Origin of the sequence: Gardnerella sp. KA00243, assembly GCF_049244105.1 — a bacterium.
Lineage (GTDB): Bacteria > Actinomycetota > Actinomycetes > Actinomycetales > Bifidobacteriaceae > Bifidobacterium > Bifidobacterium leopoldii.
The window spans coordinates 1,316,878-1,330,967 of sequence record NZ_CP058375.1 but is presented as its reverse complement, the minus strand read 5'-3'; the positions used below and the strand labels follow the sequence as shown (position 1 = coordinate 1,330,967).

Genomic DNA, 14,090 nt, shown 5'->3' with positions numbered 1-14,090 from the left:
CTAATTTTGCTCGCAAAACTGAGAATCAATGGAAGCATATGAATCATTTTCGCTAGCAACACTGCCTTCAAGATCTGGACCAGCAGCTAGACGAGCCACCTCTTCCATGTCCTTGTTTTCAAATAAAACCATGCGGACATAGCCAACAACAAATCCAACAACAGCAGGGCAAACCCAAGCCATGCCAAATTCTGAGAACGGCAACCAGTTTTGAGCAACCACCAACATATCGTTCATATGCAATGCGTTGCGCAAAGCTGTTGGCAAACTATTCAAAAAGTCAAATACAGCTGCAACACCAGTAAAACCAAGTGTCCAAGCGTACACGACTTTGGAATTTCCAAAAAGTCGACCGCACAAAGCCAAAAGAATCAATACGATTGACAGTGGATACAAGAACATCAATACTGGAACTGCATATTCGATGATTGTGCTCAAACCAAAGTTTGCAAGACCAAACGAAACAAGCGTAATCAACACAGACCAAACGCGATAGCTAGGGCCCTTAGGGAATAACTTAGAGAAGGTTTCCGAGCAGCTTACAATTAAACCAACTGCCGTCTTTAAGCATGCAAGAGTAACAGTTGCAGCAAGAACAAGCAAACCAACGTTTCCAAGATGGTAGCGTGCAACTTGCGCCAAAGTTACGCCACCGTTTTCAGCAGGCTTAAACAGTGCACGGCTACGCACACCGACAACAACAATTGCGACGTAAATCAACGCCATAAGCAAGCAGCTAAAGAATCCAGATCGCACAGTATTCACTGCCACATCTTTAGGGTCTTTTACGCCAAAGGATCGAATAGTACTAACAACTATAATGCCAAAAGCCAAGCTAGCTAAAGCATCCATTGTATTGTAGCCATCTAAGAATCCTGTAAAGAATGATTCATTAACATACTTCCCTATAGGAGCAGCATCCGCAGAAGCGCCGCTTACAGGAGAAAACAGTGCAGTAAATACCAGAATACCTAAGAAAACCAGGAATATCGGCGTAAGAACTTTACCAACCCATGTAAGTATTCCGCTAGGCTTCATAGCAAAGAAGAATGCTAACGCGAAGAAAACCACAGAGAACAAGAACAAATATAACTGCCCATTGCCATCTTGAGGAACAACGCGCTCTAAACCAACAGTGTACGAAGTTGTTGCGCAGCGAGGAATTGCAAAGAATGGTCCGATTGTTAAATACAGCACACAAGTAAAGAACATGCCGTATTTTTTGCTCGGCTTACTAGAAAGTTCAAAAAGACCGTTTGCGCGACTCATTGCAAGAGCCGTAACACCAAGCAATGGCAAACCAACGCCGGTAATAATAAAGCCTAATGCTGCAGGAGCGGAATTGTTTCCTGCATTAGCTCCAAGGAACACAGGGAAAATCAGGTTTCCTGCGCCAAAGAACATACCAAACAACATGACCGCCACGTACGCGGACTCAATAATGGTCAAGTTCCTTTTTTTCGGGGCACTATCTGTGCTGACACTTTGTGTTGTGACGCTCATGCTTACACCTCCCATAAGGATAAATTTGTATTTATATACTATTCAGCTAAATCTCTTACTTTGTAATTTTGTGGATTTAAAGCGAAAATAATATTAGAGGGTATATTAATAAATTGCATGTACTTAATCGATAGAAACTTATAATTCGTGCGTGTCTCTAATAAAAAATAAAAAGGACGCTGGCAAACTACCAACGTCCTATGTAATCAAAAATGCTCTATAGCTTTGCTCTAAATCTTATATAAAATAAGCAAAATCACATCTTTTCCGGAGCAGAAACTCCAAGCAAATCAAGACCAGTTGCAATAACTGTGCGCACAGCAGCGTTAAGCTTTAAGCGAGCTGCAGCACGAGCTGGCTCTGGGCACTTTGCAATGCGCTGAGATTCACGATCGGCTTCTGGCAAACGATTTTCAGGGTCGGTTAACTCCATTGGCACAACGCGCTCAAGGTTGTACCACTTGTGATAGCTTGCAGCCAAATCCTCAAGATAATGCGCAACTCTGTGTGGAGCGCGCAAATCGCCAGCTTGAGCCAAAGCAGCAGGCCATTGAGCCAAAGCAGCCAACACTTCGCCGTCAGCCTCGGTATTAAGCAAGCTTAAATCAGCACCATCTTGCGTAATTCCAGCGTCCGCAGCATTGCGAGCCACATTGCAGCTGCGTGCGTGCGCGTATTGCACGTAATACACAGGATTATCGTTGCTGTGAGAAGCAAGCAAATCCAAATCAATATCAACACTTGTATTGTAATCTGTGCGAGCAAGCGAGTAGCGCGAAGCATCAACACCAATTGCATCAACTAAATCGTCAATCGTAATAACGTTTCCTGCGCGCTTGCTCATGCGTACAGGCTTGCCATCTTTCATAACGTTTACAAGCTGACCAATAAGAATCTGCATGTTTTCGCCTGGCTTGTCTCCAAAAGCCGCGCACATTGCCATCATTCTGCCAATATAGCCGTGATGATCCGCACCAAGCATGTAAATCGCTACGTCCGCAGGATTCTGTTCGCGATGGCGCTTGTTGCGATAGTACGCAATATCTGCAGCAAAGTAAGCGTAATTGCCGTCAGACTTAATAATTACGCGATCTTTGTCGTCGCCATGCTTAGTGGATTCAAACCAAGTTGCGCCATCTTTTTCAAAAATGTCTCCGCGAGAACGCAAATCTGCAATAGCACGCTCAACTTCGCCATCCTCGTACAGGCTGTTTTCGTGGAACCACACGTCGAAATCAACACGAAAATCGCGCATGGACTTACGGATTTCGGCAAACATCATTGGCACTGCGCGCTTGCGGAACTCTTCGCGCTGCTCGGAATCGCCTTCGCCAAGAGGCAAACCTTCCTCGTCTTTTCCAAGATCAATTCTTGGCAAAGAAAGAACATCAACGCCGTCTGCTTGCGCTTCTTTTATAACAGCGTCTGCGATTTCGTTAATATACGCGCCTTTGTAACCATCTGCAGGCGTTTCTTCACCATGAGCTGCAGCAACTAAAGACTTTGCAAAACGGTTAATTTGCTCGCCATGATCGTTGAAGTAGTACTCGCGCACAACTTTTGCGCCGTTCGCTTCCAAGACTCGAGCCATAGAATCACCAACTGCAGCCCAGCGAGTTCCACCAATGTGGATTGGACCAGTTGGGTTTGCGGAAACAAACTCAAGATTCAAAGTTTTGCCACTCAAATGCGTATTTTTGCCAAAATCCGCGCCCTGCTTTAATACTTCGTCTACGACTGCCGCTGCAGAAGCAGAATCAAGCGTTATGTTAATAAAGCCAGGACCTGCAACTTCTACAGACGCAATACCTTCCGCTTCTTGCAAACTCTCAGCAAAAAGCTCGGCTAAATCACTAGGCTTCATACCAGCTTTTTTAGCAAGCTGCATAGCAACGTTCGTAGCCCAATCGCCGTGTGCGCGATCCTTTGGTCGCATAACTGCAAGTTTTTCGGCAGCAGGAATCAAATCTTCTGTTAGACTGCCAGCTTTACCGCTTGCTACTAAATCTTTAGCAATTTTTTCAATTAATTCACTTAAGCTTTCTGGATTCATGGTTTACAGTCTAGCGTTACCGCGCGATGCTTCGCGATTACAATACGCAAAAAGCGCTGGAGTCGAAGATCGACTTCCAGCGCTTTTGTTTTGCGATTAATTATTTTCGATTACTTGCAACTACTTACAGCTACTTCTTTTTTGCAGGAGCTTCGCCGAGTTCGCTTTGAGCAACAGAAACGTTTACGTTAGCTGCATCAGATTCCGCGGAATCAGATTCAGAATCAGAAGAATCTCCAGCAACTGCTGCCTTAACAGCGTTAAGATTTACTTCTCCAGTAACGCGTCCAGCTTCAGCAACGTCATCCAAAGTCTCCTCGACAGCCTTGTAAGCATTTTCTGCTACGTTCAAAGTCACTTGCAAAATAGGAGTCTTCATAGAAACTTTTGCTTCAGACTTAATCTTGCGCAAAGTAGCCAAAGCTTCACCCGCGTAAGCCAAAGTATCTGCAGAAACACCGTTTGCAGCAGCCTCATACGCCTTAGCGCATGGCCAGCTAGCGCGATGCACAGAGCCTTCGCCGTCATGCATCCAGCTCCACACTTCTTCAGTAGCGTAAGGCAAGTAAGGAGCAAGCAAGCGAGCCAAAGCATCGAGCGCAAGGCCAAGAGTTGTGCGAGCAGACTTTACAGCAGCTTCGCTTGGAGTGCGTCCAGTCGATTCTGCAGTACCGTAAGCGCGATTCTTTGCAAGCTCAATATAGTCGTCGCAGAACTCCCAGAAGAATGTTTCGATTGCTTCCAAAGCCTTGGAATGCTCGTAAGATTCAAGCGCATCAGTAGCTGTACGAATAACGGATGCAAGCTTTGCCATAACAGAGCGATCCAAAACTTCAGTAACATCAGCAAAATTCCAGTCCGCGCTAGCAGGCTCAAGAACCTGATGCTCCTCATCTTCTCGGCCAATCGCGAGCGCAAACTTAGTAGCATTCAAAAGCTTAATAGCTAAGCGTCGGCCAATCTTCATTTGGCCTTCGTCGTAAGTTGCGTCCAAGCCAAGTTTTGCAGAAGTTGCCCAGTAGCGTACAGCATCTGCACCAAACTCTTCGATTGGCTTATTTGGCACAACAACGTTGCCTTTAGATTTAGACATCTTCTTATGGTCAGGATCAAGAATCCAGCCAGAAAGTGCAGCATGCTTCCAAGGCAAGCAGCCGTTTTCAAGATGTGCGCGATCAACAGTACTAAACAGCCAAGTACGAATAATATCCTGGCCTTGTGGACGCAAATCCATTGGGAAAGTAGCCTTAAACAAAGCTTGATTTTCCTCACCTGGCTCTTCCCAACGAGTCACGATTTGTGGAGTTAAGGAAGATGTAGCCCAAGTGTCCATAATGTCTTGCTCAGCAGTAAATCCATTTGGCTGGTCTCGCTGCGATTCATCGAATCCTTCTGGAACGTCAATAGTTGGATCGATTGGCAAACGATCTTCGCTAGGAGTCAAAGGATGCTCGTAATCCACTTCCCCATTTTCGTTTACTGGATACCAAAGTGGGAATGGCACACCGAAGAAGCGCTGGCGAGAGATAAGCCAGTCACCATTCAAGCCGTGAACCCAATTCTCATAGCGCACGCGCATAAAGTCTGGGTGGAAGTTAAGTTCCTTGCCTCGCTCAATAAGTTCAGCATTCAACTTTTCGTCCGTGCCACCGTTCTTTAAATACCACTGGCGAGAAGTGACGATTTCCAAAGGCTTATCGCCCTTTTCGTAGAAGTTCGTCATACGCTTTGTTGGCTTTGGATCGCCTTCCATGTCTCCAGCTGCTTGCAAAGCTTCAACAATTTCCTTACGAGCAGAGAACGTGGTTTTGCCGGCAATTTTCTCGAACATTTCACGGCCGGATTCATCTGTAATCCAATCAGGAGTCGTCATAACGATGCGACCGTTACGCTGAATAATTGGTCGAGTTGGCAAATTCAAATCGCGCCACCACTCAACGTCTGTTACGTCACCAAAAGTACAGCACATTGCAATACCAGCACCCTTGTCCATTTGAGCAGCAGAATGCGCCAAAATCGGAACCTTCACCTTAAACAGTGGCGAATAAACTTCCTGACCAAAGTACTTCTTGTAACGCTCATCTTCTGGATTTGCAATTAAAGAAGTGCATGCAGCAAGCAATTCTGGACGCGTAGTTTCAATATAAATTGGCGTACCATCTTCAAAACGGAACGCAATCTTATGGTAGAAACCAGGATATTCGCGTGATTCAAGCTCTGCTTGTGCAACTGCAGTCTGGAAAGTCACATCCCACAATCCAGGAGCATCTTTTTGATAAGCTTCTCCGCGAGCAAGATTGCGAAGGAATGCTTTTTGCGCAACTCGACGAGGCTGCTCACCAATCGTGTGGTAAGTTTGCGACCAGTCTACAGAAAGCCCGAGCCTGCGCCACAATGCTTCAAAAAGCTTCTCATCTTGAGAAGTCAAGCGCTCGCAAAGCTCAATAAAGTTCTGTCGGCTTACAGGAACCTGATCTTTAGCCTCAATCTTCTTGCCTTCAGTGCCTTCAAAAGGCGGCTTAAAATCAGGGTCATACTTCAACGAAGTATCCACTCGCACACCGTAATAATTTTGTACGCGGCGCTCTGTTGGCAAGCCGTTATCGTCCCAACCCATTGGGTAGAACACGTCAAAGCCTTGCATGCGCTTATATCGCGCAATGACATCCGTATGCGTGTAAGAGAATACGTGACCTACGTGCAAGTGGCCACTAACGGTTGGAGGTGGAGTATCGATAGAATATACGGCCTTACGGTCGCGAGAATTATGGAATGCGTAAGTTTTAGCTTCGTCCCAATTGCTACGCCACTTGTCTTCAAGACCATCAACGCCAACTTTGTTAGGAAGAGGCGTTAAATGTGCGTGCTTTACTGTGTTATTATCCTGTTCACTCATGAACTGAATATTAGAAACTCAGCGCGACAACGCAAATCTTACGCTTTTCTATTTCACCACTACGCTCTGCAATGGCAGAAGCTGATCCGTCATATTTTTCGTATAGCCGCTTACATTAGACTTTACAGCCATAATGCTCTTTCGAGCATATAACCAGTGAGCTGCAGCATTATTGCTTACTTCGCGCGCATATGCACGAGCATTTGCCTCATATTCGTTTGCATTCTTAGAATGAACCGCATCGGCCCAAGCTTGTTGAGCACGCGCGTCTTGCAAAACGAACGGAGAACCGCTTTCTGCAAACATGCCTTCATCTAAAGTACGATTGCTCGTAGTAAGCGCAAGATCATACTTACCTTCACTAATACGCTTACGCATAGTTTGTTGATCAACTTCTTCAAGATTGACCTTAAAACCACTCACGGAACTAATCTGTTTTGAAAGCTCGCGCCCAACTCCACCTTCGCCCTGTGGAACAAGAAAATTGATAGTTCCTAAATAGCTTGCGCTAAAGTAATGGAACAAGGGAGCAGCTTTGCCTGGATTATAAGGATACAATCCATTTAAATCTTCATAACCAGTTGAAAGAGGATCAATAGGTCCTCCTACTGGAACACCACCATTGCCATCAGCTGCAAGTACAGTTTGCGCATTCAAAGCGTATCTCGCAGCTTTACGAGCCTGCTCATCGCAGAAAATCGATGAAACTGTTGTATTTATTGCAATAAATCGCACTCTTGTGCTCTGACCCTCTACCATTTGCGTATTAGCAACAGCAGCAAGACGCTTATTTTCGTTACCTTCAAGCGGAACTGCCATTTGAATATTGCCCTTTTCCATTGCCTCAGCTAGAGCAGTATCGCTATTGAAATATTGCAAAGTAATACTTGCACAAGAAGCAGGGGTTCCCCAATATTTATCGTTGCGAAGTAATACTAAAGAATTGCCTTTATTGTAGTCACTTACAGTGAAAGGACCTGTGCCAAGAGCAGCACTTGCATAGTCGATCATCGATTTTGTGTCATAGACAATGCCAACACGTCCAGCAAGACGACGTAGAAGTAACGCATCTGGATTATTAAGTGTAATTACTAAAGTGTAATCATCCGGATTATTAACAGTTTTAATATTTGTAAGTGCGCTATAACCAGGATAATTATTTGTGATGCCTTGTTTCAAAGATTGTAATACGGAATTCGAAGTCATCTCACTACCGTTAGAGAAACGCACACCTTGACGCAAATTAAAACGATATGTTAAGCCGTCTTTCGAAATATCCCATGACTTCGCGAGACCTGGTTGCAAACTATTATCATCGCCACGTTTAACAAGAGTTTCGTAAACATTACCAATTAAAGCTTGCTGTAAAGCGTCACTGTCGTCGTTTCTAATATCAAGAGATTCAGGAGCAGTACGTAAACCAACTTTTAGCACTGAGTTACTAGCTGGATGCATTATTGCAGCAAAAGGCGAATGACCCTGGTATATTTGCCATCCACACCACAAAATGCCGCTCATTATTACAGACACAACTACAAACACAACCCATGGCATCCAGTCTGCATTAGTGCGAGCATGAGCTGACCTGGAAGTGCGATACGCATATTTGCCTGTTCTTGACATAACCTACAGTCTATATCAATATCTGAATTGGAAACAACACGCTTTAAATAATTGCCGACGGACATGTTGTATTTAAAGGGCATGAAACACATTTTGGATTCCGAGCAGTGCAAATTTTTCTGCCATGCAAAATAAGTCTATGAGAAAGATTAGTCCACTCTTTAGGAGCAAAATAAGCAGTTATTTCGCGCTCAATAGCAACAGGATTTGGACGATTCTGAACCTTACGCCAACCAAGACGACCTGTAACACGTATTACGTGAGTATCTACAGGAAACCCCGGTAATCCAAATGCGTTGCCAAGAACAACATTGGCAGTTTTACGACCAACACCCGGCAACGATATTAAATCTTCCATATTTGATGGCACTATACCAGAAAAATTATTAAGCAAACATGCAGATAATGAAATAATATTCTGTGCTTTTACTCTATAAAATCCGAGAGGGTAAATAATTGACTCAACTTGAGATACAGGAGCAGCAGCTAAGGAACTCGCGTTGGGAAAAATAGAAAAGAGTTCAGGCGTCACGATATTCACGCGCTTATCCGTAGTTTGCGCGCTTAATACAGTAGCGATTAGTAGCTCAAATGGATTTTTGAAATTTAATGCACACTTCGGCTCCGGTATTTCTTTGCACAATAAATCGTACTCTGCATAAATACGAGCTAATTTCGCTTGTTTTGATTCTCGCATATTAGAGCTTCGATAAATCATTTATTGCGCAGACTGCTTATCTGCATCATTTTCAGAATCATCTTCAACACTGCTTTCGGAAATTTCGCTATTCTCATCAGACTCCGAAGGATCAAAGCGATAGCCAACATTACGCACTGTGCCAATTAGATGTTCATATTCAACACCAAGTTTTGCACGAAGCCTACGAATATGAACGTCTACAGTACGAGTGCCACCGTAGTAGTCGTAACCCCATACTTCTTGCAACAAATGAGCACGAGTAAACACCCTGCGCGGATGCTGCACAAAGTATTTCAGCAATTCAAATTCTTTATAAGCTAAATCAACAGGATGACCATGCAAACTCACTGTGTAGCTACGCATATCTACAACAAGATCTCCAGAACGCATAGTTCCATTGTCTGAATTGAAAGAATCATCAATTTCAGAGCCTTGCGAATGCACAAACAAATCATCAGAAGATCCGTGTTGCAAAGAAGCCAAACGCAAACGACCCTCTACTTCCGCCGGAGAAGCATTAGTAAGCACAACATCAGAAATGTTCCACGAAGGATTTACTACAGTAAAACCACCCTCAGTTATAACTAATATGACAGGAACCGTAATATTTGCAACACGCAGAGAAGAACACATTGATTTAGCGAGAGCTAAATCCTCACGCGCATCAAGCAAAAGAATGGTTTGTGCGGGCAGTTTTGCCAAACTTGACGTATCCAAAGAAAGTAAACGCACTTTATGAGATAACAAAGTAAGTGAAGGTAAAACTGAAGAAGGAGAAGCACACGAAGTCATCAATGTGATATCAGTCATATGATGCCTCCAACAAACAATTGATGTAGTAGCAAATTCAGCCTTTACAGGAATTGTAAACCATACTGCGAAAAATAGCGACAACTGCAACACTTGCATCTTCTAAAGATAAAAAATATCAACACAATAAAGCGCAGTGCAGGTTATAGGCTACATTAGTAAATAAACAAAGTAATTTGTTAATATTTTATGGACATATTACGCTTTATAAATATAAAACTTACAGCACTAGGGAGTGTGTATGAGCAATGAAACACGTATCTGCAATAATAAGATGCAGAAAAATGATAATTCTTGCGTAAATGTTCAAAAACATACCCGTATACCTAGCATGAACGCATTAGCGATGTTTGTAAGCCAAATTTTTGTTGTAGTACTTCTCGCAATTGCAGCAATATTGCCAAACGCAACAGCAAAAATAACACTTATATTATGCCTTATCATAATGCTTACATTTATAGCGTTGTGGCCACTGCACGGAAATGTAATTGACCGAGCTATTGCATTATGCGCAGGAATTGCTTCTACATGGTTTGCAACCGGAGTATTAAAGGTATGGCTACCAAAAAGCGTCATTATTGATAACGAAACTGTGTCGATGAGTAAGTTCATTGCTGCAATTCACCCTTACGAACGCTGGGCTGTATCTTTTGCTCTAATTCTTGTAGCAGCAACATTTGTAACATTCTTGAGGCAAATGCTGCGCGAGAATCGCACAAATTTAGTACGAAATCTTTCGCACACGCTTACTGCAAGTATTGCTTGTGCAGCACTTCCGGGTTGGCTATTTTTGCCGTCAATTATTAGTTTTATGCCATCGCTTCGCAATTTAGATGGTGGAATACTCGTTATAGTACTGTGCATATTTATGCTAATCGCGCTATCAGGACTTTCATATTTATGGGTTCGCAACAATTATGAAGAATACGAAACTGGAATAGTTTCGCACGATATCGCCATTTCTATATTGCCAATAATGCTTTCAGGAATGCTCGTGTATATTGCAGGCCTTGGAATGCTAGTAGCTGCTTAAAATTATTTAAAAGCGTATGCAACGTTACATTTTAATTTACTTTTGGAAGCAGCACGCACTTACATAAAAACGTCGAAAACACGGTATGTGTCTTCGACGTTTTATTTATTAGCTTTTAATCTTTATTGTTTTACTCATTAAAAGCGAAACTTATTTTTCGCTTTCTTCCAAGCGCTTGCGAGCTGCGACGATTTCCTTCTCAGCCTGCTCTACACCAGCCCAGAAGTCACCAGGAAGAACTTCCTTACCTGGCTCCAAAGCCTTGTACTGCTCGAAGAAGTGCTTGATTTCAGCTTTATGATACTCGTTCACGTCATCGATATCCTTGATGTCGTCAAAACGAACGTCTGCTGGAACGCACAAAACCTTGTCGTCTCCGCCGGCTTCATCAACCATGTGATACAAGCCAACGGCGCGGCACTCAACAACGCATCCTGGGAACACAGAATTTGGAATCATAACAAGAGCGTCGAGTGGATCGCCATCTTCGCCCAAAGTGCCATCAATATAACCGTAATCATCTGGATAACCCATAGCTGTGAAAAGGGTGCGATCCAAGAATACGCGACCAGTTTCGTGATCCACTTCATATTTGTTCTTAGAACCGCGTGGAATCTCTACCACAACGTTAAAAGTTTCTGCCATATTGGCTCCTTTGATAACTTTAATAACAATTCATATAACTGTTCTATCTCACTTTAGCGCGCACCGACGAACGACAGCAATAGAGCATATAAAACAAAATTTTGTTAACAAATTTCGTTAAATAATAAACGTTTTGTATCACTTACAGAAGTAGTATAAAATCACATATTTCTAGCACATCCTAGGCATAGCAACAAGACACGCTTTAAGCTATAAAAGTGTCTTAATACACAGTTACTATTGCTACGTTTTACACACGATATGTTGCATACATACCAGTATGGTTACCGAAGCGTAGGCAAGATGACAAAAAAGAGATGCGTGAACACTTCCACTGCTTCACAAGCAGATCAATCCTTCAAAACAAAGAAGGTTCCTGCAGAAAAAAATGCTAGTAAAACGACCTCAACTAATCTTTCAGCAAACGCAAATAATACCGTAGAAAAAACTATTCATAGCGCAAAAGCTGAAAATAAACAATCATCTACTTTACCTACAAATACTGTTTCGAAGCGAAATAAAGCAATAGACGGTTTAAGAGCTTTAGCAATTATTGGTATTGTATGCTTTCATATGCGTCCAAGCCTTCTTATGGGAGGATTCCTTGGAGTAACACTATTTTTGGTATTGGCAGGATATTTTTGTACGAGATCAGTTCTGCGCTATTTAAACGCAGATGAAAACGCAAAAAATACAAAAAATATCGGAGATAATAATAAAAATACTCAAGGAATCAAGCATTACTGGGAGTATTTACTAAAGCGCGTAAAAAGAATTTGGCCGTCAACACTTGGAATTATCGCTATAACAGCACCAATTATGTGGCTTTTTTCGCCAAGTCTACTACCAAAGTTACAAGCGGATGCTCTTTCAGGCTCCGGATTCTTTAGCAATATAATGTATGTTGCCCGTAAACTTTCATATTTTGAACAGTCCGGACTACCTTCTCCTATCAAACATCTTTGGTATCTCGGACTTTTAATGCAGGCTTTTGTTATATGGCCTATTATCCTTGCTGCACTTATTAAATTCGTGCGTAGCAAGCTAATACGCATGTATATCACAGCAGGCTTAGCCATACTTTCTTCTATTCTTACTTTTACTTTTGCCTACTTATTTAACAATTACACAACTCCAGCTCGCGTCTACTATTCTCTAGATACGAGAGCATCAGAATTCTTAATGGGTGCAATGCTAGCAATGTACGGTGCTTGGTTTGTCAAACATTCATTCCACGCGTGGCTTATTCATGCATTACATTTGCTAATGGGCAAAAAGAACATATCGGTCAGCTTAGCTTCATCAGTTAAGTTAGACAGTAGTGTAGATAATTCAGCACTAACGAAAAAATCAGATAAATCCTGCGCAAATAAAGAAAAAGAGTTTATTGAAGATGGAATACCTGCTGACTTGCGTAAAGGATTACAAATTGATTTATCAGATAATGGCGTAACTCCAGATATACAAGAACTTCCAAATAACGCATTCAATAAGCCAAAAACTGTTTTTTATAATCCACTTCGTGCATGGCAGCGATCTTGCGTTGGGTTATTGGCAACAATTGTGTTGTGCTACTGCTTCGTGTATGCAGAAGGCACATCTTCAGTATTTGTTTTTGGCGGATACACAATAACAGCAGCCGCTTGCACACTAATACTATGGTCTTGCACGCAAACTGATAATATTTGCTCGAGAATATTTGCATGGACTCCACTCGCCTATATCGGCAGACGCTCTTTTGCAATTTATTTAGTTCACTTCCCTGTTCTTGAATTATTCAACCCAGCAAATAGAACAACTGCTATTTCTACAGGAGAGCAAATCTTGCAAGCACTAGTAATAGTTGCACTTGCAGAATGCTTGTATCAGTTATTTGAAAAGCCAATAAAAGATCAACAATTATTTAAGCTTATTCGCTCTGTCTCACTAACTTTGTGCTGCATAATTATTGTGTCGTTAATTATCTTGCCAGTAAATTGGCAGGATATAGCCAAGCATAGGTCAATGCAGCTTCGCCCAGAATTGACAGCACAAGTAGAGCAATCTTCATCGTCAAATAAAAAACCTACTGCTTTTGACAAAACTAATTCTAAGCAAGAAACAAAAGAAAAAGCAGTTCCAAAAGGTGTGCAAAAGAATGTAGTAAAACAGTCTCTTCCACCTACACCATCGAAGTATCGTATTCTCTTCCCTATTGCAGAAAAAGTTCCACGAAATCTTGTTACTACTCATACGCGGATCGACAAACGACGCAATACTTGTTCCGTAAACTTAACTATGGTTGGAGATTCCATTACTGAAGGCGCTAAACCATATTTGATGCAAGTTATGCCTAACGCTTATATAGATGGAAAAGTGAGTAGACAAATTTTCCACGGAGCTGATGAATACGAGAAAGATATTTCGGCAAAACACGCTGGAGATGTGGTGATTTTCGCTCTTGGAACCAACGGTCCTCCTCATGACGATAGCGTGCTTCAACACATGGTTGATGTCGCAAAAGGTAGACCTGTTTATTTCGTTACCACACGAGTTCCGCAACCTTGGCAGGATGCAACGAACGATAGCTTACGCAAGTTCGCAGCAACTCATCATAATGTTGGCATTATAGACTGGCATGGTTTGAGTAATGGTCACTCGGAATATTTGACTGACGATGGAGTTCACTTAACTCCAATTGGCGGTCCACAATACGCGAAGATGATTCGTTTAGCTGTATGCGGCGGATGAAAATTAGAGTTATAACGCGCTAAAACTTTTTAATACTGTTATTAAGCATAATAAATTGTGTTTTGCGTGGTGAAAATAGCTACGAAATATTACGATA

General features: G+C 42.4%; 9 protein-coding genes. 2 read left to right on the top strand and 7 right to left on the bottom strand.

Translation table 11 applies throughout. The features are described 5' to 3' along the window. The 6 genes from brnQ to HXT50_RS05085 form a co-directional block, all read right to left on the bottom strand. Positions 1-1,503: a branched-chain amino acid transport system II carrier protein gene (gene brnQ, locus HXT50_RS05110; RefSeq protein WP_080550923.1), complete on the bottom strand. Its 1,503-nt coding sequence runs from the start codon at positions 1,501-1,503 to the stop codon at positions 1-3. A 256-nt stretch (positions 1,504-1,759) separates the two neighbouring features. Continuing rightward, positions 1,760-3,556, bottom strand: a complete 1,797-nt coding sequence (argS, locus tag HXT50_RS05105) for an arginine--tRNA ligase (RefSeq protein ID WP_421777088.1) — start codon at positions 3,554-3,556, stop codon at positions 1,760-1,762. 130 nt (positions 3,557-3,686) lie between these two features. Then, on the bottom strand, positions 3,687-6,452 hold the full coding sequence (gene valS / locus HXT50_RS05100; protein WP_004105649.1) for a valine--tRNA ligase: 2,766 nt from the start codon (positions 6,450-6,452) through the stop codon (positions 3,687-3,689). Between the two features lie 48 nt (positions 6,453-6,500). Then, complete coding sequence (locus HXT50_RS05095) at positions 6,501-8,006, bottom strand: ABC transporter substrate-binding protein (protein ID WP_174164407.1); 1,506 nt, start codon at positions 8,004-8,006, stop codon at positions 6,501-6,503. A 112-nt stretch (positions 8,007-8,118) separates the two neighbouring features. Beyond that, positions 8,119-8,772, bottom strand: coding sequence for an endonuclease III (gene nth, locus HXT50_RS05090; protein ID WP_032835362.1), 654 nt, complete (start codon positions 8,770-8,772; stop codon positions 8,119-8,121). A gap of 21 nt (positions 8,773-8,793) precedes the next feature. Next, positions 8,794-9,585: a response regulator transcription factor gene (locus tag HXT50_RS05085; RefSeq protein WP_032835323.1), complete on the bottom strand. Its 792-nt coding sequence runs from the start codon at positions 9,583-9,585 to the stop codon at positions 8,794-8,796. 241 nt (positions 9,586-9,826) lie between these two features. On the opposite strand from HXT50_RS05085, the gene HXT50_RS05080 reads away from it, so the two are divergent. After that, entirely contained in the window at positions 9,827-10,618 is a 792-nt protein-coding gene (locus tag HXT50_RS05080) for a beta-carotene 15,15'-monooxygenase (protein WP_174164273.1), read from the top strand. Between the two features lie 150 nt (positions 10,619-10,768). On the opposite strand, the gene HXT50_RS05075 is transcribed toward HXT50_RS05080, so the two are convergent. After that, entirely contained in the window at positions 10,769-11,263 is a 495-nt protein-coding gene (locus HXT50_RS05075; protein ID WP_004105658.1) for an inorganic diphosphatase, read from the bottom strand. A 321-nt stretch (positions 11,264-11,584) separates the two neighbouring features. Between HXT50_RS05075 and HXT50_RS05070 the strand changes: the two genes are divergently transcribed. Then, a complete protein-coding gene (locus tag HXT50_RS05070; protein ID WP_112928861.1) occupies positions 11,585-13,993 on the top strand; it encodes an acyltransferase family protein in 2,409 nt (802 codons plus the stop codon). Positions 13,994-14,090 lie beyond the last annotated feature (97 nt).

Bases quoted from the DNA above. Each gene is read 5' to 3' on its own strand.
- brnQ (WP_080550923.1), bottom strand. From the start codon at position 1,503: ATGAGCGTCACAACACAAAGTGTCAGCACAGATAGTGCCCCGAAAAAA.
- argS (WP_421777088.1), bottom strand. From the start codon at position 3,556: ATGAATCCAGAAAGCTTAAGTGAATTAATTGAAAAAATTGCTAAAGAT.
- valS (WP_004105649.1), bottom strand. From the start codon at position 6,452: ATGAGTGAACAGGATAATAACACAGTAAAGCACGCACATTTAACGCCT.
- HXT50_RS05095 (WP_174164407.1), bottom strand. From the start codon at position 8,006: ATGCCATGGGTTGTGTTTGTAGTTGTGTCTGTAATAATGAGCGGCATT.
- nth (WP_032835362.1), bottom strand. From the start codon at position 8,772: ATGCGAGAATCAAAACAAGCGAAATTAGCTCGTATTTATGCAGAGTAC.
- HXT50_RS05085 (WP_032835323.1), bottom strand. From the start codon at position 9,585: ATGACTGATATCACATTGATGACTTCGTGTGCTTCTCCTTCTTCAGTT.
- HXT50_RS05080 (WP_174164273.1), top strand. From the start codon at position 9,827: ATGAGCAATGAAACACGTATCTGCAATAATAAGATGCAGAAAAATGAT.
- HXT50_RS05075 (WP_004105658.1), bottom strand. From the start codon at position 11,263: ATGGCAGAAACTTTTAACGTTGTGGTAGAGATTCCACGCGGTTCTAAG.